Here is a 24,200-nt window from a genome sequence, read left to right as displayed (position 1 = left end):
ACGTTCATGCCGACGAGTTCTTTCGATGAAGGGCTCAGGATCTCGGCGGTCAGATAGTCCTTTTTGTTGCAAAGCTCGCATCGGAAATGCTGTGCTATGCGCCGTACCGAGATGTTTCCACATAACTGCAGAAGATCCACGGGCTCATAGAAGCGCTTCACTCGACAGTGCGCACAGTCAATTTTGATGTAGTAAGAGCCACTCGCGTAGGATGACAGCGTGGACGCTGACAGTACGTCAGTTCGACTTGCAGGCTTCTCCGGCATTTATCTCGGCGGCCGTCGACGAGCGCGATTGACGATATCCACCGAAATGGCGCCAACGAACTTGCTGATGATCGATGGTATATCCGGTTCGATGTCCAGCCATTGAGGCCCCATGAATATCAAATCGGGCGTGATTTCGATGATGATGAGCGCGCAAATCTTGTCCGAGGCTTCATCAAGCCCAAACTGCAAATAGCCGCAGTGCAGCGACTCCAGAGCGTCATAAATCTCGGCTTGCTTGAACACTATGCCAGGTCGATCTCCGACAACTCTCGCCAACGGGGTAGCCGCATCCTCTCGACGAATATCGAAGGGAGCTTCCCAGTAAAGTGAGAACGCTGGCTCTTTCTCATCCATGAAGTCGTAATCATAGGCGCCGATTTCTTCGAGCACCTTTTTGGCGCCTCTGATCTTCGCGAGGAACGGCTCAGATTTCTCAATCTTGCCTTCACCCTTCCATCGATCAAAAACATCCCCACCAAGGAAATCAATGAGCTCCTTGAACACCTTCGCATCGTGGCGCGTGATTGTGTATTCGGTCGTTTGCATGGCGCACGTCTCCGTTCCGCCGATTGCGGGCGGTCCCATCTGTCAAAAATTGAGCAAATCGAGACCGTGCCGGGTCTCGTTTGTTCCCATTATGTTCTTGTTTGGCGCGGAGTCAAGCGTAGGCTTCAGTGAAGCATAAGGCACCTTGCAGTCACAACCATTGGTGTGCAAAGTTTGGACTGACGGCAGCTTGAGCCATGTGTATAGCAGAGTGATCGATTTGATGCTGACTAAGGCTATGAGATGGGTTGGGAAGGCCGGTTTGGTTTTGCTCGCGATCTGGGGCTTACTTCTTTTCTTTTCCTTGTTCGGAGGAGGTTTTGGATACGGCTACGTGTCGTCCACAGAATGGGCAGCTGCCACGAGTTCCTTTCGAATTTTTGCTGGCTTGATTTCGGCTGCGGCAGGATTTGCTATTGTTCTAAAGCAGGCGACCGAAAGCAACATGGGTGAGTTGAAGAAGATCGGCGCTGTTTTGATAGCGCCCGTCCTCGGCTACTTTTTTGGCAGTCTTCCCGCTGTCGCCGGCGCTCCAATGCTCCTTGCGTTGGTCGCGGGCCATCATGTCGAGCTCCCTTATAAGGTCGCCCAAGCTGATGGAACGGGCCGCAAGGGATGCCGCTCGTCGATCGATCTTCAAGACTTGCCGTACCCCGTCGCCAGCCTTTGTGGGGTTTCTGAAGAGTTGAGGCAGACCATGAGGCCAGGGATGCGGATTATGGTGGAAGGCCGCGGCACGAGCTACGGTGTCTACGCGAGCGATTTCCGACGAGTGGGACCTTGAGTTTAAACTTTCGCAAGATCAGACATTTGGCAGCACTATCAGTGCTATTGCTGAGCGCAAACCCTGCGCTTCCTAGCCAGCAAGCGACCGCTCGCGTCAGTGTTTGCTTCACACCAGCCGAACAATGTGAGAGCCGCATCATCGACGCGATCGAAAAGGCAAAATCCTCGATCCGCGTCCAGGCCTACGGCTTCACTTCGCTTCCCATCATCCATGCGTTACAGCGGGCTGCGGGCAGGGGCGTTGAAGTCCTGGTGATCCTCGATAAGACCAACGAGCGGAAATATTCGGGCACCACGCTGCTGGAAGCAGCCGGCATTCCAGTCTGGATCGATTTCGAGCCAGCGATCGCACATAACAAGGTGATCGTGATCGACGGTCGCCTGACCATCGGCGGGTCATACAATTACACCGCAGCGGCGCAGAAGCGGAATGCGGAAAACGTCACCTTCACGGAAAGCTCCGACATAGCGCGTCAGTTCATTGCGAATTGGGAAAGCCGGCTGAAGGTGTCCAGGCCATTTGAGGTGGAATCCAGGGCTCAAAATGATCTCTAGCCACGGTGCGGATGACCTGAAAATCCATATTCATGATAGTCGTCGAGGCGCATGAAGAGATATGTGAAAACGGACTTTACACCGTCTTGAGCGTTAGTAAGCAGCAATCGCGCAAGCCTTAAAATCACCACGAGGAACGTGAGCTCGATCAAAACAATCAGGCACGCTAACGGGCTGCGTAGTAGTGCGCCTTTCGCCGTGGTGTTAAGATACTCGGTAAATAGCCGACTTACATCAGCACCGGCCCCTTCAACAGCCTGCAAAAGCTGATCATCTCTTTTAGAGAAAATTGCCGCAATACCGAGCACTGGCAGCAACACGGCAATAATCCAAGGGGCGGAATTCTTGGCGCCGATATAGTCCTCCTTTGCTAAGAAAGCCCTGACTTCATCCGGCGTTTCGTCACCGCGTGATATGAGCGCTCTTGCGGCTCGAAGGGAGTCCATTCGATTCTTCTCAGCAAACCGCCTGAAAACATTGGTGATGCCAAAGTATCCTATAACGATCGCCGTCGCCGCGATTATCATCAACGTGTCACTCATTGATCGTCACTTTCAAGGAATTCTGCTTCCTGCCGTCTCGCATAACGATATGGCTCTACGATCAATATATAAAACATAAAAGAAATTATCGTCAGGCAAATAGCTAGCACAGCCAAATTTGAACTGGCAAAAGCAGCCGAAATAGAAAGAAATCCGACAAGAAAGTCTAAATATCCTCTTTCCCGCATATCACGCCACGCCTGAGGAATATCGTTATAAGCACCCGCAAAGGCAGAAATAGTTAAAAACAACCCCCATGCAGGATAGATAATATATTTAATTATCCATTTAGGAACAATCACTTACGCCTCATTTAAGCCGCGCGCTGGTCGAGCATGGATTGAAGAGCTCGAGCTTGTTGCTCGCTTGATGCACGTATTGCGATCAAGTGTTCAATGATATTGGCGAATCCAATGAGTAGCGCACCAGAGACTAGAACCGGCAGAGAAATCATCAACATATATCCGGTTACAGCCCCAGGCGATTGTTGCGACGCCACTAAAGCGATCACAAGGAGCGGGCCAAAAAACAATACTCCACCAATGACCTTTAGAAACTTGTGCATTTTACCCCTCAATTCGCGTCATGCGAGCAAATTGCCCGTGGCAATTTCAAGAGTCAAGGTACACATCGGCGCTCACAGAGCCATTGAATATGCGGACAGGAATCCGTGATCGTGGAAAACAACACTTTGGCATTGCTCAAAAAGTAAACTTGTAGCACGTTAAGCCAACCGCGGTGGAGGGGAACAGCTCGTAACTGTTCCCCTCCTGCGGGTGCAGCGCCAACAGCCAGGAACGACATTGAAGCGTTGTCAGCGCGTCGTTTCCTCGGCTGTTCGGCCATTATGGCCATTAACGCTCGGAAATTCTTTCGAAGATGCAGTTGATTAGCCTGTCATCCACAAGGAATATCGTTCGCCTTACGTTCGCACTGCAGTTGGCTGCTGTTTGATGATTTCGTCGATACGGCTGCAGCTACTGTTTCTTTATGACCGATCGGGCATGGTGGTTCAGTTATTTCTTCCTCGCCTTCGCCGCTGCGCGGCGGGCTTCAAGTTGTGCTGAAAAGTCGTGGCTACTCGCCGTTGCCCTCTCAACGGCGAGTTCATCGGCACGTTTGCGCTTCACGCTCTGTCGTGCGGTTGATGGTCCAGGATCGCGATAGTCACGTCGCGTGTGCCGTTTAATAAAGCTCTCGATTTCCTCGGGCCGAAATGTCAAATGCTTCCGTTCTGTGCCGCGGCCAGCGTGGATATAAGCGAGCTCGCCGAAGCGAACGAGATCGTTGACGGTGGAGACTGAAACAGCCAGCGCATCGGCAACCTCTCTTAATGACATGAGCCGCGCGACCGGCGGAGCCTCAGCACCGGCCATGAAGGCGAGTTGGACATCCTCGCTGCGCCATCCGAGATCGGGGTCCAGCGGCTTGGTGAAGCGGACATAGTATAGGGCGGCTTGCTGGATTTTAGGGTCGATCATGTTCACCACGTAAAATATCACGATCGTACAATCGACAGAATTGCCGACGGTTGTTGCCCGGTGGTGACGGGATGCAATGCGGATTGGTTGGCCGCGCTTAGAAGATATTAGCGTAGAACGGTGCGGTCAAGCACCCTGCCGCACCGTCACACGTGGGCTGATCAGCTGAATCGGTTCGCCTGGGCATCTGGTTGAATGCATCTCGATAACGTCGAGATCGACCCTGAGGCCAGCGGCGATAGCCTCGCGCACCATTGCGTTGAAGCAGCGCATTGCCTCGGCGATATTCTCCGCCGCGTCGACCTATTCTTTAGTCATCGACTCATGTTCCTTGCATTAGCCGCCGGCGCCAGGCGGGGCGTCATTCTCGATGTTCTCGGGATATTGAACCATTTCGGATTCAATAGTGTCGATGGAGCTTGAAGAGGTTCGTAGGCGCACACCGGGACCGCCTGATGTCGTTTCGCCATCGGAAAGAAAAATCACGTGTTTCTCAAGAACGGCCTGTAGGGCGTCAAGAGTCGACTGCTTAGCGTCGGCGCCATTCTCGATGCGAGTGACGGTATTGGCGGTGACGCCGGCGAGCTCGGCCAATTCCCGCACTCCAAGGCCGGCCGCCGCACGAGCCATTTTCAATTGTATAGCTTTCATGATTGGTACCCTGTATAAATACACGTTGACACAGAACCAGAATCAGCTATTGTGTCGGTACAGTGTACAAATACACTGCGACAAAAGCAACGAGGAGTATGCCATGACCATCCACCAACCGATAAGCCATGCCAACAGACGCGCCCTCCCGCGCTCGCTAATCGCAAGACGACCTATCCAGAATGCTCAGGAATTCCAGTTTGCGATCGGCGACGTCGTCAGATTGATCAAGACCGGCGCGACAGCGCTTGTAGCCAGCCGCACGCAGACGGCTGATAGTGAAGACGAGTATGTCATCGAATTTATCGGCAGCGATGCAGCGCCAGCAGACGTTTTCGAATGGCAGATAGAGGCGGTCGAGCCGCCAAATAACAACGCGAGCGCGCCCATGCGGCAGCGACGCACCTTCGTTTTTCAATGGAAGTTTCAGGTCGGCCAACGCATTTGCTTCGATGGGGTGCCTGGCGTGATCTTGTCTGGCGGGGCAACCGCCAAAGGGCGGCAGTTCTTCAATATATGGATCGACGTCGCCCGCGACGATCGGCCGTTTCGATGGGTCTTTGGAGATAAATTGACTGCCCGCGATTTCAATAGCTTGGCTGTTCGCGATCTCGAGCTAGCATAGTGAACCAAGACCCTGCCGGCCATCACGCGGCAGGCTAGCCGGTACGCTAAAAACGCACCGGCGGCCGTCAGCGCTTCTCTCTGGGCGCCGACGGCTCCTCATTACCACCGCCACCACAAAGCGCGCCGTCGGCCTCACCAACTGGCGGCTTTTCTCTGGCCAACTGACGCTGTATGGTCGGCTCATGACCACTCAGCATCTCCATCTTCGACACATGCGCGTGCGCCATAGGGGCGCACCGACAGTGATCGGAGATAACCATGCATCACAAGAGAAAGCGCCCGCGGATCGCGGCATGTGGGCTGTGCAAACCCCACAAAACTAACGGTGCGTGCCCTCGGCATAAGGATATGCGTTTCGGAAACCGTAAGCGTTTCCTCGCAGGAAGCGACCAGCTTCGTTGTGAAGAATTAAAGGCGCCGTCGCGCGATCGCTAGCGAAGCTGACGTGTTAGCCGCCACCGGCAACGGCTAAGTCCTAAGAGTTGATGAGCTGGTTGCACTAATTGTCAGATGGCGCCGGAGGGAAAGGATTGTTCTGCGCAACGCTGACCAAATTTGTGATTGGAATAGCGCGCCTCTGTTCAAACACTTCCACCATAAGTGAATGAAGTTTCTTAATGGTGGCGTTGTCGGTTGCCCACCCTTCCGGAGAGTATGCAAGTTCCTGCAGCTCTTTCTTATCCTGCGGATATCCAAGGGCCCGCGCAATTTCCGACACCAGGTCGATAAATGCGTCGTCCCTTTCTTTAAAAAGGGAATCATCTGCAATGCCTGGCAGCGCGCGCCGAGACAGCAACCTAATATAAGCCTTATACGAGGCCAACACTGCCGCTTCGTCATTGAAATAGACCTGTATCAGATTGAGTGCAGAGACGTGCTCGGCATCCAATTGAAATCGCCTCGTTTTCATCAAAGAGGCAAAGATCTCGGCTTTTTGCTTTATCCTAGCTGCTTTCGTTTCCTCTCGGCGCGCGACCACCACTGCTCGGATTGGCCCGAAGTAGATCGCCCAGACCGTGACAAGAAGAATGAGGACATTGATTAAATCTTTCGCCTGGAATGACCAAAAGTCCTGCATCATGCGTCCCTCAGCTTCTGGAGCCTCGCATTGACTTTGCCTATTGGCGTCACGATCTCGAAATACGGATCAGTCAAAAACGTGGCAGACAGCTTCAAGTCGACTTCGTAGGCCATCCCGGTGGGAGGGGCAGTAATCCCCTGAATGATCGTCACTCCCGGCGGGACGGTCACCTTGACTTTGCCGCCATAGCTTCCGTCCGATTTCAAATCGTAGGCGCCGTCAAACTGAACACCACCCAGATCTACGCCAATTAACGCTCCCTCCTTTAGAATAAACAGCGCAACGCCCGAACCGCCTGCGGCTGTCATGTATCCTGCGTAGAATCCATCAATGCTCATAAGTCACCTCCAGTTTCTACGTAATGTTGTGGCCGTCTCTTCGGCATTTCAATCAGTGGGCTGAGGTTTTCCCCCAGATTCACTGAATGTGCTAAATTCAATGGTGTACGGCTACAGCCACAATTGTTATTGTGCGCCGCGCAATCAGTAGGTCAAGAAATTCGATGGCTACAATCACAAAGCGGAAATGGAAAACCGGCAAAGGCGAGCCAAGGGAAGCGTGGGTGCTCGCGTATACAGACCAGGCCGGCAAGCGACACAAAGAGCAGTTCCCCCGTAGGAAGGAAGCCGACACCCGCCGTATTGAAGTCGAAGGGCAGGTGAGTACCGGCGCTTTTCGCGAGGACGCTAAAAAGAAGACTGTCGTTGACGCAATAGACCTTTTCGTCAAGCACCTTGAGAAGCGACATGAGCGCGAGGAGAAGGTGACGACAATGTATCTGCGGAATACGACCGGGCAGCTTAATACGCATGTCAAAATGCACATCGGCCACATCAAGCTCTCCGAACTAACCGCGCGGGCGGTTTCGGGACTCATCGACACGCTGAAGGATGCTGGCGTGGGGATACCGACAGTGCGGCGGGTGATTGGTGCTCTGTCGCGCGCTCTGCGCTATGCGGTGAGCCAGGATATGGTTGCCGCAAACGTCGCCCAAGGCGTCCGCGTGACATCGAAGCGAGGCGAGGGCAGCGAGAAAGTGACACCGCCATCAAAGGCAGAACTCGCCGCAATCCAGAAAGCCGCTCGCGAAGTCGAGCTAACGCTCGTCGCTACCCAGCCCGGCAAGCGCCCTAAAGGCAATCAGCCGCCATCGTGGCTCACCCTAGGCATTATGTTCGCAGCTACCACCGGTCTGCGCGCGAGTGAGCAATGGGCGTTGCGCTGGGGCAAGCTCGACTTAACGGCCGGAAGTGTGAAGGTTGACACGCGAGTCGACGCTTTCGGCACCTTTAGCGTCACCAAGTCTGAAGCCGGCACGCGGGAAGTTCCGCTAGGCGCGGCCCATGTGAATGCACTTAAGCAATGGCGAATTGATTCGAAATTCGCGGGCGACGATGATTTTGTGTTTCCGGACACTGAGGGCAGCTATACTCGGCATACGAATTTTATGAAGCGCAACTGGAAAAGCGATAAGAAGACCGAGCGCAAAGGCATCATTGAGTTGGCGGCGATCGAGGACATAGGTTGGCACGCTTTGCGTCACTTCGCGATATCTACTTGGATCGAAGCCGGGTTATCGCCGAAGGCAGTTCAGACTCTTGCCGGTCATGCGACATTTCAGATCACAATGGACCGCTACGGTCACCTTTTTCCGGCCGAAAGTCACAAGATCGCGATGGACAAAATCAGTTCCGATTTATTCGCATAATGACCAGATTTACGGTTGTTACCGCCTTCTCCATGGCGCATAAATGGCGCACAAAACGCCATATACACTGCGAAGCATGGCATTACCTAAAGCCTTTTAATCAGTAGGTCATGGGTTCGAGCCCCATCGCTCTCACCACAGTAAGTGGTTGATTTGCCATCACAAAATTAATACGCTAACCTGCTAACTGATACTATCGGTTTGCAAATTTCGCAGTCAGTTTGCAGAATCCGTTCCTAACCCGTTCTGTCGCTCCAAGCTTCATCCGCTTCCGCCTGCTTATTGGCTTCCTGAAATGCCTCAAGCTTAGCGATCGCCTGCTCGGCCAATTGGACTTTACCGCCGGGTAATGAGCGTCGAGAATCGCCTCGGAATTTGAGAAAACACCATTCTCACCATTACTGGCTCGAGAATTCATAGGCCGGCCGCGACTTTGACGAGGCTTCAAAACGCGAGTGCAGACCTATCTTCAAGATCAGAACGACAGAATACCATCTTTAAGATTGGTTGGATCGAATCTATTCAACCGTCGGCATCGCACGCCCCGTTTTTCGTCGGATAAACAACGACATTAAGCGTCGTTTAAGTTTCGAATGCGACTCTGCTGTCGGGGGCCAGGGGAGTTAATGTCACCACCAAATTCGCGCTGGGTCACGCTGACCCTGAACGAACGCAAGAAGCTGTTTCGTCTGATAATGAAAATACTACTGCCAATTTTTGGGGCATTGACTGTGGTCGGGATCATCCTGCTGGTCTTATTTAACTAGGTTCTGATCTCTTGCAAAATGCCAAAGGCGCTCTTCGGGGCGCCTTTTTTGCTGGCGCGCATGCTATGACGGGTCTGTCTAGGCAGCCGCTGATAAAGATGTTTGGTGACTACGGATCGTGCTCAATATTGCTTGGTATTCGAGATCTCGATCAGGATGACTTTCGGCAACTGCTGATGACTTGATTTCTGCCATGAGGTCCATTCATCACCATTGGCCGCAGTGTCGAAATTGGTTGTCATGGTAGAAGATAGCAGTTTGCAAACGTTTCATATGTCGTTGATTTGGCATAATCGATATCGGACGCAGTCTATTTTTACGCGGTAGAAAAACATTACACAAAGCACCGATTTCTAATAAGTAGGTCACGGGTTTGAGCCCCATCGCTCTCACCACCGAATTTCGGTTGCATTGGTGATCCCCCCAATTACTCGCATTGTTCTCGCAGGCTTGCTTGCGATCAGTCCTTTGATCGGGATCGGGCGCTTTTCCATGTCGTGATCTCTAGTGACCGGCAACCATCATGCTGGCAATTGGGCGGTTGGCGGATCTGGTGATTGCCTGGCGGCGGGCCGGGGAGGTATATGCGGGAGTGTAGAGCACCGTGAGCTCCCTGGAAGCGCTTGCGCTCACATCGGCGTTCCGCCTTCAAACCATGCTGCGCGCTGAAAAGTGACTGGCGAAAAGCGGTGATCTGGCGCTAAAATAACCAAAGCCGATGAGACGACCGATAAAGACGATGGACGCATAATGGAATTTTTGGCCGAACTATCCTCATGGGAAATCTACGCGATCGTTTGCGGTTTGCTGGGTGGCCTGGGGATTTTATTCGGTGTGATCGCCAGGAAGAAGGTGGCGATACCGCTGAGCGTGCTGCCTTTGTTGGGGGTGGCCATGACAACGCCGGTTACGGAGCAATTTGTGCTTCCGCAGCTTGCTAACCGGTATCCGCTGGTGTTCGCCAACAAGGATCTGCCCAAGAAAATCGATCAGCAAACCACGCTGAAGAAAATAGATCTGACCGATAGCATCTACAGCTATTTCTATGATCTGGACCTCGATGACGATTGGTTCGATGCGCCTCTCGTCAAATCCGCCCAGCTTTCCGATTTATGCAATTCCTTGCTGCCGAAGTTCGTGTCCGGTGAAGCTTCCCTCGCCAATTACATCTACCAGCTCAAGGGCAAGGATTACTCTTTCTCGGTCGACAGCTCCGATTGCTTGTAAGGGCTTCGGTCGCAGAAATGCGATGTGACACGCTCCGTGCGGTATTAATTGCAGATAGGTTTTCGGATTTGATCGGCCGCGCACAGCTTTTCTCAAGCCGCCGTCTAGCTAGCTCTGCGCCTATGCCATCGCTGAAAGTGCAACGATCCCAACAACAGTAAGGCCACCGAAGACCGGTAGCAATATGAGCATTATGCGCCGAGCAAGCTTCGTTTTCTCGATTGAAGTCATGATCAGATTCCTCACACGTCAGTGAAACTAAGACGTTTAGATTCATGATGAATCGCATCAATCGTCGCATTATAATATATGATGTCGCTAAAAGTACAGTGTCTAATATAGTGTGCGCATATCTCTCGACACTCCCGCCATGCTATCCATTTTGATCGGCTGAAAAAGCGCGTCCGGCGAAGGGTTTTAACGCCCCATCGCCGGACGCCGCGGCATCGGCGCGGAGGCGTCCTTTGCCGCCGTCTCCGGTGCAGTGCGGGCGCCGGCGACAGGTGGAATCTTCCGGTTTGTCTGGGCAGACGCCGGTCCATGCTTTTTGAGATATACGGGCTATCTGACAGATAGTTTCAGCGCCGCCTGCTATTTTGGCGCGCACGCGATTGCAGGGCGATTGAGAGGTTGCTTTCTGCGGAACCTAATCGAATCGGCCGTGTTTCACTTTCAGAAGAAGGAGAACCACCTTGGTACATGATCAATCCCTAAACCCAAAGCGCGGCAAGGAAAACGAGCAGTCACTCGCAAAAATACAGCATAGCAAGGCTCATGATGTGAAAAAGGCAGCGGATACGACAGGTAAGAGCGCGCTTGTTGCAGACCCGCGTAATAGGCTGGCGGATGGAAAAGTCGATCCGGTGACAAGGGAGCTCAAGCCGAAAGGCAAATAAAATGCCGCTGCATGTCTTCTCAGGCGTTGGCGCAAACCACGCTGGCGTTGAGATCTCATAAGCAGGCGTCTCTCAGTGTGAGGATTTGCCAGGAAGCAATGCTTAGATCACCAAAATCAACTTTACCGCCATTTCGGCGGTAAAGTTGACCATTGGATAAGGGCAATGTCAGATTTTATGCCTTGCCACCGCTCTTCTTGCAGTCGCTGCGGAACTTGGCGCGAGCCTTTCCGTGGAGACCCTTGGCATCGGCCTGAGCCGAGCATGCCTTGGAAACGGCAGTCTGAGCCGGCTTCATGGCCTTTGGCTTGGTCGTTGCCGATTTCGCTGCGGGTGCTGCCGTTGTAGCACTTGGCGTTGTGGTTGTGGCGCTCGGTGTTGTCGTCGTGGTGCTGGGGGTCGCCGTTTGTGCCATGGCGCTTACACTGAAGAGAGCGACAAAGGCTGCAGTCGTGAACATAGTAACGATTCGCATGGGGGTAGTTCCTCCGCTAAGTACTTGGGTGGAATGCACGTTGTTCAACGAACGGTCCCAGCTTGAACCAATATTTTTGCAAAAGCAATTCGTTCGTTAGGCCGTTCTGCGACCGTTGGTCGCGCCCTTTGTCCGCCGGCTTCGGGTGGCTGGATTGGCTTTATTGTTAGCTCGCGGCGGAACTTTGTGAGGTTGCTCCCTCGAAAAGGTGATTGGCTTTCCCGTACCCGCGACGGTAGGAAGAGGGCGAAATGACCTAGCCGGAGTCCATCGTGTCGCTTGCCGATATATCGCTTCTCAGTGCCTTGATCGCCGGGGCGCTTTCGTTCCTTTCTCCTTGCGTGCTGCCGCTGGTGCCGCCTTATCTCTGCTATATGGCCGGAATTTCCGTCGAGCAGTTTCGTGGTGGCGGCGCGGCCGTGGCGAAGGGACCGAGCGTTCGCGGCAATGTGCTGATATCGGCGCTGTTCTTCACGCTGGGGTTTGCGACCGTATTTGTCGCGCTCGGCGCCGGCGCTTCGTCGATCGGCTTGTTGCTGCGCCAGCATCTCGATATTCTCTCGAAGATCGGCGGCCTTATAATCGTCGTTATGGGATTGAATTTCCTCGGTGTTTTCCGCATCGGTCTTTTCGCTCGCGAAGCGCGTTTTCAAGGAAACGGCAAACCGGCGACATTGACGGGCGCCTATATTATGGGCCTTGCCTTTGCCTTTGGCTGGACGCCCTGCATCGGCCCGGTTCTCGGCGCTATCCTCGGTGTGGCAGCGTCGCGCGAGACGGTTGGCGCCGGCGCCGGTCTGTTGGCTGTTTATTCGCTGGGCCTTGCCATTCCGTTCTGGATCGCCGCGGGCTTTTCCGGCGCCTTCATGAATTTTCTGTCCCGCTTCCGCCGCCATCTCGGCACGGTGGAGAAGGTCATGGGCGGGTTGTTGGTGCTGACGGGGCTGGCCTTCATCTTCGGCTATGTCAGCGATATGGCGATCTGGTTTCAGCAGACCTTTCCAATCCTGATGAAAATCGGCTAAGCCGGGGCGACATCTTTCACCTTCATTTCCTTGGCAAAATGGAACATGCCCGATGGCTGACATTGTCGGTCTGCTGCTGCCGTTCTTCGGCCTGATTCTGAACGGCTATGCCGCCGCGCGCATTACCAAACAGCCGGCGGAAGCGCTTGGCTGGCTCAATACTTTCATCATCTATGCGGCCTTGCCGGCGCTGTTCTTCAAGCTGGTTTCGCAGACACCGATCGAGCAACTGACACGCATCGATTTCATCGCTACCGATATCGCCGCGACCTATTCGATTTTTCTGCTGCTATTTCTCGTCGGGCGTTTCCTGCGCCGCAATTCGCTCGCCGACAGCACCATCCAGGCATTCGCGGGAGCCTATGGCAATATCGGCTACATGGGACCGGGCCTGGCACTTCTGGCCCTGGGAGAGAAGGCAGCCGTTCCGGTCGCGTTGATAGTCTGCTTCGAAAACGCGCTCCACTTCATCGTCGCGCCGGCTTTGATGGCGCTCGAAGGTGGAGACAAGCGCTCTATCTGGCGCCTGGCTGGAGATATCGCCCGGAAAGTGCTGCTGCACCCTTTCATCCTATCGACCGCTTTGGGCTTTGCCGTGGCCGCGCTCTCAATTCCCCAACCAACGGCCTTCGAGCGATTTATCAACTATCTGGCGCAAGCGGCAGCACCCTGTGCACTATTTGCAATGGGTGTAACGCTCGCCTTGCGTCCGTTGAAGCGGGTGCCGGTCGAGATCGGCTATATCGTGCCGGCAAAGCTTATCCTGCATCCGCTCATCGTTTATATCGTGCTGCAGGCGGTCGGCGGCTTCGATGCGATCTGGATCGAAGCGGCAATGTTGCTGGCCGCCTTGCCAACGGCGACGAACGTCTTCGTCATCGGTCAGCAGTACGGCGTCTGGCAGGAGCGGGCCTCCGCCACAATCCTGATCACCACGGCTTGTTCCGTGGTGACGGTCTCATTGTTGCTCTATCTGATAAAGTCGGGTGCGCTACCGGCGCAGCTTTTCTCTTAGCATTGAGGGGAAGTTCCGCAGGCTGCCGCCGGGCTCGATGCCTTCGCGCATGACGATATTCCTGAGCGGCGCGATGGCGGAGAGCACATGCAGCCCCGCGGCGCGCAACATCTGCACCGGCAGAAAATCCGAAAGAAGCGAGCGGTTGAGCAAGTCGACGCTCGTCGTGCGGCTGATAATGTCGGCGCGCCGCTTGCTGTCGAACCGGTCACCGGCGGAAGCTGAGATGGGTTGATCCGTCGTGCCACTGAGAATGTCGGACAGCGCCAATATATCGCGCAGGCTCAGATTGAGGCCCTGCGCCCCGATTGGCGGAAAGACATGGGCGGCCTCGCCGATCAGGGCGGCGCGCCCTTGCCGAAGCGGCGGGCCGTCATGCCAGAGAGCGGCCATACCTGAACATTATCCTCCACCGTCACCTGTCCGAGCATAGACTGCATCCGCTCTTCGACCAGCCTGCCGAGCTCTTCCAGCGACTTTTCGGCATTGGCCGCGGCTTCGGCAGGTTTCTGCACCCAGACGAGGCTGGAGCGGTTGCCGTGTAGGGGCACCTGCGTGAACGGACCGCTTTCGGTGTGGAATTCCGTCGAGATATTTTGATGCGGCAGAGTATGTGCGAAATTCAGTACCATGGCCGATTGCGGATAGGACCAGCCCTTGACCTTGATGCCCAGGGACTCGCGCACCATGGAATTCCGGCCATCGGAGCCGACGACGAAAGCGGCTTCGATCTGTTCCCTATTGTCGATCGCAATCGTCACGCCATCATCGCGAAAGCTGATGTCCGAAGCGGTGGCTTCGATGCGGCTGATATTGCCTTCCGCTTCGATGGCCTTGCCGAGCGTGTCGAGCAGCACGGCATTCGGAATATTGTAGCCGAAAGCGTCGAGACCGATTTCCGAGCATCGGAAGGAGACGGTCGGCGCACGCAGCAGTCTCGATGTGCCATCTATGATCCGCATCGTCGTCAGCGGGGTCGCGGACGGTGCGATCTTTTCCCACAACGTCAGGCGCTCGAGGAAGCGGATGGATTGATCCATCAGCGCCGTCGTCCGCTTGTCGGCCTTGTTGTGTGGCGCTGCCACCAGGGCGACGGATCTTCCGCCGCGCGCAAGCGCGAATGCGGTGATCATACCGGCCAGACCCCCGCCGATGACGGCCACTTCAATCTGCTTCATATCGATGCCTCAATTGCTTCTCGTTCTGAAAATAGGCGCTTAGCCTGTTGAAATCCATGGGATGAAACATCGCAGCGGGTGAAAATGACAGGAACTCGCGCTAGCGTGTCGGGGACGAACGCTTTTGCGCTGGCGGTGAAGACCAAAGGATGCATATTAGCGAGAAAAACCGTCTGCCGGGGCAGGCGCATAAACCGACGAGTCATGGGGCGGATGAAAATCTTCAAATATAAACGGGTGCCATATGCGGAGATTCGTGCCTTCTCCGTACATATATTGACGGCATCTGGATCTTTTCTCGCCTTTCTCGGCGTGGTCGCGGCCTCGGAGCATCGCTTCGTCGATATGTTCTGGTGGCTCGGTCTGGCGCTGCTGGTGGATGGCATCGATGGGCCGATCGCCCGCAAGGTGCGGGTCAAGGAAGTCCTGCCCAACTGGTCCGGCGATACGCTTGATAATATTATCGATTATGTGACCTATGTGCTGCTGCCGGCCTTCGCGCTTTATGAAAGCGGCATGATCGGCGAGCCCTGGTCCTTTGTCGCCGCCGGCATGATCGTGGTTTCCAGCGCCATCTATTACGCCGATACCGGCATGAAGACTGAGGAGTATTTCTTCTCTGGCTTCCCGGTGGTCTGGAACATGGTGATCTTCACGCTCTTCGTGATCGATGCGAGCGCCACGACCGCCATGATCGTGGTCGGCGTTTCCGTCGTCCTCACATTTCTGCCAATAAACTTCCTGCACCCGGTACGCGTCAAACGCTTGCGACCGCTCAATCTCGGCATATTCCTGTTCTGGTCGGCGCTGGGCGTCTATTCGCTGTTGATGCATTTCGTCATGCCGCAATGGGCCGTTGTCCTGTTTATCATCAGCGGTATCTATCTCTATTGCATCGGCGCCGTGCTGCAGTTTTTCCCGTCTCTCGGGCGTCAATGAGGATTGCGCATCATGACTAAGACGAACGTCATTCAGATCCATGAAAATGGCGGCCCGGAGGTCATGAAGTTGGAGGAGGTGGATCTGCCGCCTCCTGGTGCCGGTGAGGTTCAGATTCGCCAGGCCGCCATTGGCCTGAATTTCATAGATGTCTATTTGCGGTCGGGCCTCTATAAGGCGTCGCGCTTTCCGCTGCAGCTGGGGAAGGAGGGCGCGGGCACGGTTACCGCCGTCGGCCCCGGCGTCTCCGATTTTTCCGTTGGAGATCGCGTCGCCTATGCCGGCAGTGACGGCGCCTATAGTGTCGAGCGCAACATCAAGGCCCGCCATCTGGTCAAGGTGCCCGACGACATCCCGCTCGAAACGGCGGCTGCGATGATGCTGAAAGGCATGACGGCCGAATACTTGCTTAATCGCACCTTCAAGGTCGGCCCCGGCACCGCATTGCTGTTCCATGCCGCTGCCGGCGGCGTTGGCTTGATTGCCGGTCAGTGGGCGAAGGCGCTTGGGGCGCCTATGGTGATCGGGACGGCCGGTTCCCGGGAAAAGGTCGAACTGGCATTGGCACATGGCTATGACCATGTCATCGACTATAGCCGGGAAAATTTTACCGAGCGCGTTCGGGAGATCACCGGTGGCAAGGGCGTCGATGTCGTTTACGACTCAGTGGGCAAGGACACGTTTCCGCAGTCGCTCGACTGCCTGAAGCCGCGCGGCATGTGGGTTACCTTCGGCCAGTCCTCTGGGCCGATCGAGAATTTCAATCTCGCTACCCTCAATCAGAAAGGCTCGCTTTTCACGACGCGTCCAAGCCTTTTCGCGTATGTCTCCACACCTGAAGAGCTCAGAGCCAGCGCCGGGGCGTTATTTGCTGTTGTGCAAAGCAACAAAGTGCGTATCAATATTCATCAGACTTATCCGCTTGCTGATGCAGGGCGCGCACACGCGGATCTGGAAGCCAGGAAAACGAGTGGAACTACACTACTGATCCCATAGATCCGTAAAGGGCAGGACGGTGGGAAGGAAATGAGGGGAACGTGTCATCATCTGATGTACCGGCGGCCGGCGCGTTGTTGTCGGTTCGCAAACTGACGAAGCTATTCGGTAGTTTTGCCGCCTGCAATGAAATCGATCTGGAAATCCAGCCGGGCGAAATTCACGCTCTGCTCGGCGAAAACGGCGCAGGCAAATCCACGCTCGTGAAGATGCTGTTCGGCGTGCTGGAGCCGACGCATGGAGAGATAGTCTGGCAGGGCCAGCCCGTTGCGATCGACGCGCCGGGGACGGCCCGCAAGCTTGGCATCGGCATGGTCTTTCAGCATTTCTCGCTGTTTGAAGCGCTGACGGTTGCTGAAAATATCGCCCTGTCGCTCGACAGCAAGATACCGATCGCGAAAATATCCGAGGAAGCGGCAAAGCTGTCGCGTGCCTATGGCCTGCCTCTCGATCCGAATGCGCATGTTGCCGACCTCTCCGTTGGCGAGCGCCAGCGTATCGAGATCGTCCGCGCGCTGCTGCAGAATCCGAAGCTGATCATTCTCGACGAGCCGACTTCGGTGCTGACACCGCAGGAGGCCGACCGTCTGTTCGAAACCCTGTTCCAGTTAAGGGACGAAGGGCGTTCGGTGCTTTACATCAGCCACCGCCTCGAAGAAGTGCAGCGCATCTGTTCGCGCGCCACGGTGCTTCGCCACGGCAAGGTGACCGGTGCCTGCGACCCACGGCAGGAAACGACGGGCTCGCTCGCCCGCATGATGGTCGGCAGCGATGTCGCCAGCGTGCAGCATGAAGGACTTGGGAAACCCGGCGACATCCAGCTGGAGGTCGCAGGTCTGACTGTACCGGCGCGTACGCCCTTTGCCATGTCGCTGAAGGATGTTTCGTTGCGCGTGCGTGCCGGTGAGGTGCTGGCGATCGCAGGCGTTGCGGGAAACGGGCAAGGCGAGTTGTTCGATGTCATTTCCGGTGAATACACAGTCCCGTCAGACAATCTGATCCATGTGCGCGGCAAGGCCGTTGGCACCAAGGGTATCAATGCCCGCCGGTTGCTCGGGGCCGGTTTCGTGCCGGAAGAGCGCCATGGCCATGCCGCCGTTTCGGCGATGAGGCTCTCGGACAATCTCGTGCTGGCCCGCAACCAATCCGACCGTAAGGCATTCCTGCTCGGTCGCTTCCTCAATGTCATCCGTCACCGCGTCGTCAAGCAGGCTTCCAAGCGGATCTGCGAGGCGATGGATGTGCGCAAGAGCGGCGATGATCCGGCCGCAGGCGCGCTTTCCGGCGGTAATCTGCAGAAGTTCATCGTCGGCCGCGAGCTGGATCGCCAGCCGAGCGTGCTGGTCGTCAATCAGCCGACCTGGGGCGTGGACGCAGGCGCTGCGAGCCGTATCCGGCAGGCGCTGGTAGATCTCGCCCGCGACGGTTCGGCGGTGCTTGTCATCAGCCAGGACCTTGACGAGATCTTTGAAGTCGCGACCGAGATAGCGGTGATCTCGGAAGGGCGTCTGTCGCCATCCTATCCAGCCGGCGAACTCACACGCGAAAAGATCGGCTTGTTGATGGGCGGTATGCATGAATCCAGGACGCATTCGGAGCCCGCGCATGCGCATTGAACTTGAAAAGCGCCCGCAGGTCTCGAAGCTGTTTGGCATCCTGTCACCGCTGCTTGCCCTCGCGCTGGCGCTCATCGCCGGCACCATCATGTTCGCCATCATGGGCAAGGATCCCGTGGAGGCGCTGGATGCCTTCTTCGTCGAGCCGCTGCTGGAAGTCTGGTCGCTGCACGAGCTGGCGATCAAGGCCGGCCCGCTGATCCTGATCGCCGTCGGCCTCTGCGTCTGCTACCGCTCCAACAACTGGAACATCGGAGCGGAAGGTCAGTTCTCGATCGGGGCCGTTACCGGCTCGTTCATTCCGATTGTCTTCACCGATTGGCATTCGCCGATGGTCCTGCCGTTGATGCTGATTGCCGGTGCAATCGGCGGCGCTCTCTATGGCGCCATTCCGGCGCTGCTGAAGGCGCATTTCAATACCAACGAGATCCTGACCAGCCTGATGCTCGTCTATATCGGGCAACTCTTCCTGGATTGGCTGTCGCGCGGACCGTGGCGCGATCCCCAGGGCCATAATTTTCCGCAAAGCATCGATTTTCCGCCTGAGGCGGTGTTGCCGGCAATCTGGGAGGATTCCGGCCGCGCGCATTGGGGGATCGTCTTTGCCATCGTTGCGGCTCTCCTTGCCTGGTTCATGATCAAATACACGCTAAAGGGCTTCGAGATAACCGTGCTCGGCCAATCGGCCAGAGCAGGGCGTTTTGCCGGGTTTTCGTCGCGGAAAATGGTCTGGTTCTCCTTTCTCTTTTCCGGTGCGCTCGCGGGCCTTGCTGGCATTTCCGAGGTCTCAGGTTCGATCGGCCATCTTCAGCCGGCGATCTCGCCGGGCTATGGCTTTACCGCAATCATCGTTGCGTTCCTGGCGCGTCTCAATCCGCTGGGTGCGATCTTGTCCGGGTTTGTGTTGGCGCTGACCTATCTCGGCGGTGAGGCGGCGCAATTGTCGCCCGGCATTTCCGCCAAGGCGGCAAGCGTCTTCCAGGGGCTGCTGCTGTTTTTCGTGCTCTCCTGCGATACGCTGATCCACTACAAGATCCGTCTGGTCTGGTCGCGCGTTCGGGGAGGTGCGGCATGAGCATCTTTGAAGCAATCCTGCTGACCATCATCACCGCCTCGACGCCGCTCGTCATTGCGGGCCTCGGCGAACTGGTAGTGGAACGCTCTGGCGTGCTTAATCTCGGCGTCGAAGGCATGATGATCATGGGCGCGGTCGCCGCTTTCGTCGGCGCGCAGATGACGGGCTCGCCTTATGTCGGCCTCATCACCGGTATCGTTGCCGGCGCGTTGTTTTCACAGCTGTTCGCCTTTCTCACGTTGACACTCGTTACCAATCAGGTCGCCACGGGTCTTGCGCTGACCATTCTCGGCCTCGGCCTCTCCGGCATGATCGGCGAGGGTTATGTGAGCGTGCCGGGCGTACAGCTGCAGGAAATCGTCTTCCCGTTCCTGTCTGATATCCCGCTTCTCGGGCCGGTGCTGTTCAAGCAGGACCTGACCTTCTACCTGTCGATTGCGCTGCTCATCGGCGTTAACTGGTTCCTCTTCCGCAGCCGCGCGGGCCTGAAGCTGCGCGCCGTTGGTGACAGTCATGGCTCGGCTCACGCTCTCGGCATCGACGTCATCCGTACGCGCTATCTGGCCGTGATGTTCGGCGGCGCCTGTGCGGGGCTCGCCGGTGCGCAACTGTCGCTCGTCTACACACCGCAATGGGTTGAGAACATGTCTGCCGGCCGCGGCTGGGTGACGCTGGCTCTCGTCGTTTTCGCGTCCTGGCGGCCGATGCGTGTCATGGCCGGCGGCTATCTCTTTGGCGCCGTTACGATCCTGCAGTTTCACGCCCAGGGTTTTGGCGTCGGTATTCCCTCACAATTCCTGTCGATGCTGCCTTACGCATCGACTATTGTGGTTCTCGTCATCATCTCTCAAAATCGTCGCGCGACCTTGATCAACACGCCAGCGTCGCTCGGCAAGCCCTTCGTTCCGGAGCGCTGAAGACAAACAGCCGGACGGATTTTTGCAAAACATGTCAAACCAACAGGGGTAATCATGAAAAAACTAGCACTCGCCCTCTCAACGACAGCCGCTGCCATCGTTGGTTTCGCTGCTGCCGCCGAAGCGGCCCCGACCAAGGTCTGCTTTGTCTACGTCGGTTCGCATACGGATGGCGGTTATTCGCAGGCGCATGACCTCGGACGCCAGCAGATCCAGAAGGAATTCGGCAACAAGATCGAGACGCCTTATCTCGAAAACGTGCCGGAAGGCCCGGATGCCGAGCGCGCCATCGAGCGCCTCGCCCGTTCCGGCTGCTCGCTGATCTTCTCGACCTCGTTCGGCTTCATGGACGCGACCGTCAAGGTTGCCGCGAAATTCCCGAAGGTGAAGTTCGAACACGCCACCGGATTCAAGAGCGGCCCGAACCTCGCCACCTACAATTCGCGCTTCTATGAAGGCCGTTACATCCTCGGCCAGATTGCGGCGAAGACATCGAAGAACCACGGTGCCGCCTACATTGCTTCCTTCCCGATCCCGGAAGTCGTCATGGGCATCAATTCCTTCGAGCAGGGCGCCCGTTCGATCGATCCGAGCTTCAAGCTCAAGGTCATCTGGGTCAACACCTGGTTCGACCCGGGCAAGGAAGCCGACGCTGCCAAGGCCATGGTTGACCAGGGCGTTGATGTCCTGACCCAGCACACCGACACCACGGCACCGATGCAGGTGGCTCAGGAGCGTGGCATCCACGCATTCGGCCAGGCCTCCGACATGATCGCCGCCGGCCCGAAGGCGCAGCTGACGGCTATCGTCGATACCTGGGGCAACTACTACTCCAAGCGCGTTCATGCGCTGCTCGACGGCACCTGGAAGTCCGAGCAGAGCTGGGATGGTCTGAAGGACGGCATCCTGAAGATGGCCGACTATACCAACATGCCTGACGACGTGAAGAAGATGGCTCAGGAAACCGAAGCCAAGATCAAGTCCGGCGAGCTGGCGCCCTTTACGGGCCCGATCAACAAGCAGGACGGCACGCCCTGGCTGAAGGCTGGCGAGAAGGCCGATGACGGCACGCTGCTCGGCATGAACTTCTACATCGAAGGCGTCGACGACAAGCTGCCGGCTTCGAAGTAATCGCCGAAAGATAAAGTGAGTTGAAAAGGGGCGCCCACGGTGCCCCTTTTTGCTGCGCCGCACCATCGAATGCCGATTTACAAAAGTATTACTGTATGATGTTTCTGATCTCGGGCCGAGGAGACGGCCCTCGGGAGAGACGTCGCTGATCTATCCGGAATCGTTTTTTCCATTTATACATCAGCGGGATATTCGCTTGCCACGGTTGGCGCCGAGCCTGGCGCAATTGCGGTCGTGGTCACGGGCGGAACACTGCTAACGGGAGGAGCGGAGTTCGGCGGAGGAACACTCATCGGAATTCTCATACAGGGCTTGATACAGACCTGCGCCACCTTTGATGGAATGTTTTCCAGTGGATGGACAAAGGCTTGATCGGCTTGCTGCTGTTGCCCTTATTCTGATGCAGAAGGATCTTCTGCTGCTTTCCCGTTTAAATCGACGTGACGTCTAAGGGAAGGACGGGTGCTTTGCGTAGCAGACTGCTTGATACGAGAAAAACCGAGGGGAAGTCGCGCACGAGCCATGCGCAGGTGGTCGACGACCTCGGCAAGGCAATCGTATCGGGTGATTTTCCGATCGGCAGCATTCTCCCCGGCGACAGCGACCTTCTCTTGCGGTTCAAAGTATCCCGCACCGTTCTGCGGGAGAGTATGAAGACCCTGGCGGCAAAGGGGCTGGTCGTGCCGCGCGCCCGCGTCGGCACGCGCGTCACCGAGAAGATCTACTGGAACATGTTCGACAACGATGTGCTCAACTGGCATTTCGAAAGCGGGATCGACAAGGAATTCCTTCTGCATCTCTACGACATACGCATGGCCTTCGAGCCGTTCGCCGCCAGTCTCGTGGCGGAGCGCGCCAGCCGCGAAGACATCGATCTGTTGCGGCGCCTCGCGGCTTCCATGGCCGCACCTCATCACACATCGGACAGCCTGGCCGTTGCCGATCTGCATTTCCATCTGGCCATCACCGAGGCATCGCAAAACCCTTTCATGCGCTCGCTTGGCGGCCTGATCGAGGCCGCGCTGGTCGGCATGTTCCGCATGAGCGCGCCGAGTTCCACCACGGGCTTCGGCAATATAGCCGACACGCACATGGCAATCGTCGAGGCCATTGCGGCGCGGGATACTGTTGCCGCTCACAAGGCTATGGAGTTCGTCATCGTCGACGGACGTCAACATGTCCTTGAAGCTTTTGCGGCTCTTGCCGAGGCTTGAGGGCCGCCGCTAATTTCGCCGTAGTTCGCCACTCGACTAGTTGCTATGAGGGAACTGTGCCCGACAACGGGCACTGCCTGATCGTACACCTCGGAGCCTGCAATGGAACGCACCTGCCTCGCCATCATCCTCGCCGCCGGCGACAGCACCCGCATGAAATCATCGATCTCGAAGGTGCTGCACCCGATCGCTGGGCGGCCCATGATCGCCCACGTAATGGAGGCAATCACCAGGACCGATATTTCGGCGGCAGCGCTCGTCGTCGGGCGCAATGCCGATGAAGTCAGCGCGGCTGCATCGATCGGCGGAATTACGGTTGAATCCTATCTGCAGAAAGAGCGCCTCGGCACCGGCCATGCCGTGCTCGCAGCGCGCGAGGCGATTGCACGAGGCTATGACGACATCATCGTTGCCTACGGAGACGTGCCGTTGCTGACCGATGTCCCGCTGCGTGCTGCGCGTCAGGGCCTCGCTGAGGGCAATGACATCGTCGTCATCGGTTTTCACACCGACAGCCCGAATGCCTACGGCCGGCTGCTGGTCAAGGACGGTGAACTCATCGCGATCCGCGAAGCCAAGGATGCGACGGATGCCGAGCTGGCGGTTACCTGGTGCAACAGCGGCCTGATGGCGATCAACGGCCGCAAGGCGCTGGATCTGCTCGATCGCATCGGCAACAGCAATGCCAAGGGCGAATATTACCTCACGGACCTGGTCGAGATCGCCCGGTCGCTCGGCGGCCGAGCCGTGGCCGTCGATGCGCCGGAGGTTGAGATGACCGGGTGCAACAATCGCGCCGAACTCGCCTTCATCGAGCGCCTTTGGCAGGAGCGGCGGCGCCACGAGCTAATGCTGTCGGGTGTCACCATGATCGCGCCCGAGACGGTGTTTCTCTCCTATGACACCGTCATCGGTCAGGACGCGCTGATCGAGCCGAACGTGGTCTTCGGCCCCGGCGCCGTCATCGAAGGCGGCGCGATCGTTCACTCGTTCTCGCATGTCGAGGGTGCCCATGTCAGCGCCGGCGCGACGGTTGGGCCGTTCGCGCGGTTGCGTCCCGGCGCCGATCTCGCCAGTGGTTCAAAGGTCGGCAACTTCTGCGAGGTGAAGAACGGCAAGATCGGCGAGGGCGCCAAGGTCAATCACCTGACCTATATCGGCGATGCGACCATCGGCGCTGGCAGCAATGTCGGCGCTGGTACGATCACCTGCAACTATGATGGGGTCAACAAGTACCAGACCCATATCGGCGCGAACGCCTTCATCGGCTCCAACTCCTCGCTCGTGGCGCCCCTGCATATCGGCGATGGCGCCTATGTCGCTTCCGGCAGTGTCATCACCGAGGACGTCCCGGACAATGCACTGGCCTTCGGGCGTGCGCGTCAGGAGATCAAGCCGGAACGCGCCAAGGCTCTGCGCGAGCGAGCCCTTGCCATCAAGGCAGAGAAGAAGGGTGGCCACTAAACCCTTGGGCGTCACGCGT

The 24,200-nt window shown here is 56.6% G+C and carries 25 protein-coding genes and 2 pseudogenes; 17 read left to right on the top strand and 10 right to left on the bottom strand.

The features are described 5' to 3' along the window. Positions 1-266: 266 nt before the first annotated feature. Positions 267-815 (bottom strand): hypothetical protein, encoded by a 549-nt coding sequence (locus tag BSK43_RS21395; protein ID WP_077471162.1) that lies wholly within the window; start codon positions 813-815, stop codon positions 267-269. Between the two features lie 211 nt (positions 816-1,026). Here BSK43_RS21395 and BSK43_RS21390 point away from each other — a divergent pair, with 211 nt between their 5' ends. Both BSK43_RS21390 and BSK43_RS21385 read left to right on the top strand, forming a co-directional pair. Continuing rightward, positions 1,027-1,599, top strand: coding sequence for a hypothetical protein (locus tag BSK43_RS21390; protein WP_136687157.1), 573 nt, complete (start codon positions 1,027-1,029; stop codon positions 1,597-1,599). Positions 1,600-1,625: 26 nt separating this feature from the next. Continuing rightward, positions 1,626-2,156 carry a phospholipase D family protein gene (locus tag BSK43_RS21385; RefSeq protein WP_169055438.1) on the top strand — a complete coding sequence of 177 codons (531 nt, stop codon included), beginning with the start codon at positions 1,626-1,628 and terminating at the stop codon, positions 2,154-2,156. Here the strand turns inward: BSK43_RS21385 and BSK43_RS21380 are convergent. The 5 genes from BSK43_RS21380 to BSK43_RS21360 form a co-directional block, all read right to left on the bottom strand. Continuing rightward, the gene (locus BSK43_RS21380; protein ID WP_077471159.1) at positions 2,153-2,698 is read right to left on the bottom strand and encodes a hypothetical protein; all 546 of its coding nucleotides are present in this window, start codon (positions 2,696-2,698) and stop codon (positions 2,153-2,155) included. The genes BSK43_RS21385 and BSK43_RS21380 overlap by 4 nt on opposite strands. Further along, positions 2,695-3,000, bottom strand: coding sequence for a hypothetical protein (locus BSK43_RS21375; RefSeq protein ID WP_136687155.1), 306 nt, complete (start codon positions 2,998-3,000; stop codon positions 2,695-2,697). Before BSK43_RS21375 ends, BSK43_RS21380 begins: the two co-directional genes overlap by 4 nt. Before the next feature lie 11 nt (positions 3,001-3,011). Further along, positions 3,012-3,263, bottom strand: coding sequence for a hypothetical protein (locus BSK43_RS21370; RefSeq protein ID WP_077471158.1), 252 nt, complete (start codon positions 3,261-3,263; stop codon positions 3,012-3,014). Between the two features lie 451 nt (positions 3,264-3,714). Further along, positions 3,715-4,179 carry a helix-turn-helix domain-containing protein gene (locus BSK43_RS21365; RefSeq protein WP_077471182.1) on the bottom strand — a complete coding sequence of 155 codons (465 nt, stop codon included), beginning with the start codon at positions 4,177-4,179 and terminating at the stop codon, positions 3,715-3,717. A 336-nt stretch (positions 4,180-4,515) separates the two neighbouring features. Further along, entirely contained in the window at positions 4,516-4,809 is a 294-nt protein-coding gene (locus BSK43_RS21360) for a helix-turn-helix transcriptional regulator (RefSeq protein WP_281406657.1), read from the bottom strand. Between the two features lie 19 nt (positions 4,810-4,828). On the opposite strand from BSK43_RS21360, the gene BSK43_RS21355 reads away from it, so the two are divergent. Beyond that, the gene (locus BSK43_RS21355) at positions 4,829-5,455 is read left to right on the top strand and encodes a hypothetical protein (protein ID WP_136687153.1); all 627 of its coding nucleotides are present in this window, start codon (positions 4,829-4,831) and stop codon (positions 5,453-5,455) included. Positions 5,456-5,956: 501 nt separating this feature from the next. Here BSK43_RS21355 and BSK43_RS21350 read toward each other — a convergent pair. Then, positions 5,957-6,538 (bottom strand): DUF6680 family protein, encoded by a 582-nt coding sequence (locus BSK43_RS21350; RefSeq protein WP_077471155.1) that lies wholly within the window; start codon positions 6,536-6,538, stop codon positions 5,957-5,959. Then, complete coding sequence (locus BSK43_RS21345) at positions 6,535-6,876, bottom strand: hypothetical protein (protein WP_077471154.1); 342 nt, start codon at positions 6,874-6,876, stop codon at positions 6,535-6,537. Before BSK43_RS21345 ends, BSK43_RS21350 begins: the two co-directional genes overlap by 4 nt. Before the next feature lie 164 nt (positions 6,877-7,040). Here BSK43_RS21345 and BSK43_RS21340 point away from each other — a divergent pair, with 164 nt between their 5' ends. The 3 genes from BSK43_RS21340 (at position 7,041) to BSK43_RS21330 (ending at position 11,136) form a co-directional block, all read left to right on the top strand. Further along, complete coding sequence (locus tag BSK43_RS21340) at positions 7,041-8,246, top strand: site-specific integrase (RefSeq protein WP_077471153.1); 1,206 nt, start codon at positions 7,041-7,043, stop codon at positions 8,244-8,246. 1,517 nt (positions 8,247-9,763) lie between these two features. Next, complete coding sequence (locus tag BSK43_RS21335; protein WP_246662642.1) at positions 9,764-10,240, top strand: hypothetical protein; 477 nt, start codon at positions 9,764-9,766, stop codon at positions 10,238-10,240. A 692-nt stretch (positions 10,241-10,932) separates the two neighbouring features. Continuing rightward, complete coding sequence (locus BSK43_RS21330) at positions 10,933-11,136, top strand: hypothetical protein (protein WP_077471151.1); 204 nt, start codon at positions 10,933-10,935, stop codon at positions 11,134-11,136. 175 nt (positions 11,137-11,311) lie between these two features. On the opposite strand, the gene BSK43_RS21325 is transcribed toward BSK43_RS21330, so the two are convergent. Continuing rightward, positions 11,312-11,611 carry a PsiF family protein gene (locus BSK43_RS21325; protein ID WP_077471150.1) on the bottom strand — a complete coding sequence of 100 codons (300 nt, stop codon included), beginning with the start codon at positions 11,609-11,611 and terminating at the stop codon, positions 11,312-11,314. A 272-nt stretch (positions 11,612-11,883) separates the two neighbouring features. On the opposite strand from BSK43_RS21325, the gene BSK43_RS21320 reads away from it, so the two are divergent. Beyond that, entirely contained in the window at positions 11,884-12,636 is a 753-nt protein-coding gene (locus tag BSK43_RS21320) for a cytochrome c biogenesis CcdA family protein (RefSeq protein WP_077471149.1), read from the top strand. 52 nt (positions 12,637-12,688) lie between these two features. Further along, a complete protein-coding gene (locus BSK43_RS21315; protein ID WP_077471148.1) occupies positions 12,689-13,651 on the top strand; it encodes an AEC family transporter in 963 nt (320 codons plus the stop codon). Here BSK43_RS21315 and BSK43_RS21310 read toward each other — a convergent pair. Beyond that, positions 13,628-14,829, bottom strand: a pseudogene (locus tag BSK43_RS21310) (UbiH/UbiF family hydroxylase). The gene BSK43_RS21315 and the pseudogene BSK43_RS21310 sit on opposite strands and share 24 nt — an antisense overlap. A 213-nt stretch (positions 14,830-15,042) precedes the next feature. On the opposite strand from BSK43_RS21310, the gene pcsA reads away from it, so the two are divergent. The 9 genes and pseudogenes from pcsA (at position 15,043) to glmU (ending at position 24,181) form a co-directional block, all read left to right on the top strand. Next, positions 15,043-15,768 carry a phosphatidylcholine synthase gene (gene pcsA / locus BSK43_RS21305; RefSeq protein ID WP_068386530.1) on the top strand — a complete coding sequence of 242 codons (726 nt, stop codon included), beginning with the start codon at positions 15,043-15,045 and terminating at the stop codon, positions 15,766-15,768. A gap of 12 nt (positions 15,769-15,780) precedes the next feature. Next, a complete protein-coding gene (locus BSK43_RS21300; RefSeq protein WP_077471147.1) occupies positions 15,781-16,764 on the top strand; it encodes a quinone oxidoreductase in 984 nt (327 codons plus the stop codon). Between the two features lie 41 nt (positions 16,765-16,805). Continuing rightward, entirely contained in the window at positions 16,806-18,380 is a 1,575-nt protein-coding gene (locus tag BSK43_RS21295; protein ID WP_077471146.1) for an ABC transporter ATP-binding protein, read from the top strand. After that, entirely contained in the window at positions 18,370-19,455 is a 1,086-nt protein-coding gene (locus BSK43_RS21290; RefSeq protein ID WP_077471145.1) for an ABC transporter permease, read from the top strand. The genes BSK43_RS21295 and BSK43_RS21290 overlap by 11 nt, the downstream gene beginning before the upstream one ends. Continuing rightward, the gene (locus tag BSK43_RS21285) at positions 19,452-20,372 is read left to right on the top strand and encodes an ABC transporter permease (RefSeq protein ID WP_077471144.1); all 921 of its coding nucleotides are present in this window, start codon (positions 19,452-19,454) and stop codon (positions 20,370-20,372) included. Before BSK43_RS21290 ends, BSK43_RS21285 begins: the two co-directional genes overlap by 4 nt. A gap of 54 nt (positions 20,373-20,426) precedes the next feature. Further along, positions 20,427-21,503 carry a BMP family ABC transporter substrate-binding protein gene (locus BSK43_RS21280; RefSeq protein WP_077471143.1) on the top strand — a complete coding sequence of 359 codons (1,077 nt, stop codon included), beginning with the start codon at positions 20,427-20,429 and terminating at the stop codon, positions 21,501-21,503. A 141-nt stretch (positions 21,504-21,644) separates the two neighbouring features. Then, a pseudogene (locus BSK43_RS21275) lies at positions 21,645-21,954 on the top strand (sugar ABC transporter permease YjfF); the annotation flags it as partial. Between the two features lie 16 nt (positions 21,955-21,970). After that, positions 21,971-22,717 carry a FadR/GntR family transcriptional regulator gene (locus BSK43_RS21270; protein ID WP_068386544.1) on the top strand — a complete coding sequence of 249 codons (747 nt, stop codon included), beginning with the start codon at positions 21,971-21,973 and terminating at the stop codon, positions 22,715-22,717. 102 nt (positions 22,718-22,819) lie between these two features. Continuing rightward, positions 22,820-24,181 carry a bifunctional UDP-N-acetylglucosamine diphosphorylase/glucosamine-1-phosphate N-acetyltransferase GlmU gene (gene glmU / locus BSK43_RS21265; protein WP_077471142.1) on the top strand — a complete coding sequence of 454 codons (1,362 nt, stop codon included), beginning with the start codon at positions 22,820-22,822 and terminating at the stop codon, positions 24,179-24,181. Positions 24,182-24,200 lie beyond the last annotated feature (19 nt).

The sequence above is a fragment of the Rhizobium sp. P44RR-XXIV genome (assembly GCF_001999485.2).
Lineage (GTDB): Bacteria > Pseudomonadota > Alphaproteobacteria > Rhizobiales > Rhizobiaceae > Rhizobium.
The sequence above is the reverse complement of the archived record's forward strand: the minus strand, read 5'-3'. Positions and strand labels throughout refer to the sequence as shown.

Coding starts and splice junctions, on each gene's coding strand:
- BSK43_RS21395 (WP_077471162.1), bottom strand. CDS start 815: ATGCAAACGACCGAATACACAATCACGCGCCACGATGCGAAGGTGTTC.
- BSK43_RS21380 (WP_077471159.1), bottom strand. CDS start 2,698: ATGAGTGACACGTTGATGATAATCGCGGCGACGGCGATCGTTATAGGA.
- BSK43_RS21370 (WP_077471158.1), bottom strand. CDS start 3,263: ATGCACAAGTTTCTAAAGGTCATTGGTGGAGTATTGTTTTTTGGCCCG.
- BSK43_RS21365 (WP_077471182.1), bottom strand. CDS start 4,179: ATGATCGACCCTAAAATCCAGCAAGCCGCCCTATACTATGTCCGCTTC.
- BSK43_RS21360 (WP_281406657.1), bottom strand. CDS start 4,809: ATGGCTCGTGCGGCGGCCGGCCTTGGAGTGCGGGAATTGGCCGAGCTC.
- BSK43_RS21355 (WP_136687153.1), top strand. CDS start 4,829: ATGATTGGTACCCTGTATAAATACACGTTGACACAGAACCAGAATCAG.
- BSK43_RS21350 (WP_077471155.1), bottom strand. CDS start 6,538: ATGATGCAGGACTTTTGGTCATTCCAGGCGAAAGATTTAATCAATGTC.
- BSK43_RS21345 (WP_077471154.1), bottom strand. CDS start 6,876: ATGAGCATTGATGGATTCTACGCAGGATACATGACAGCCGCAGGCGGT.
- BSK43_RS21340 (WP_077471153.1), top strand. CDS start 7,041: ATGGCTACAATCACAAAGCGGAAATGGAAAACCGGCAAAGGCGAGCCA.
- BSK43_RS21335 (WP_246662642.1), top strand. CDS start 9,764: ATGGAATTTTTGGCCGAACTATCCTCATGGGAAATCTACGCGATCGTT.
- BSK43_RS21325 (WP_077471150.1), bottom strand. CDS start 11,611: ATGCGAATCGTTACTATGTTCACGACTGCAGCCTTTGTCGCTCTCTTC.
- BSK43_RS21315 (WP_077471148.1), top strand. CDS start 12,689: ATGGCTGACATTGTCGGTCTGCTGCTGCCGTTCTTCGGCCTGATTCTG.
- pcsA (WP_068386530.1), top strand. CDS start 15,043: ATGAAAATCTTCAAATATAAACGGGTGCCATATGCGGAGATTCGTGCC.
- BSK43_RS21300 (WP_077471147.1), top strand. CDS start 15,781: ATGACTAAGACGAACGTCATTCAGATCCATGAAAATGGCGGCCCGGAG.
- BSK43_RS21290 (WP_077471145.1), top strand. CDS start 18,370: ATGCGCATTGAACTTGAAAAGCGCCCGCAGGTCTCGAAGCTGTTTGGC.
- BSK43_RS21285 (WP_077471144.1), top strand. CDS start 19,452: ATGAGCATCTTTGAAGCAATCCTGCTGACCATCATCACCGCCTCGACG.
- BSK43_RS21280 (WP_077471143.1), top strand. CDS start 20,427: ATGAAAAAACTAGCACTCGCCCTCTCAACGACAGCCGCTGCCATCGTT.
- glmU (WP_077471142.1), top strand. CDS start 22,820: ATGGAACGCACCTGCCTCGCCATCATCCTCGCCGCCGGCGACAGCACC.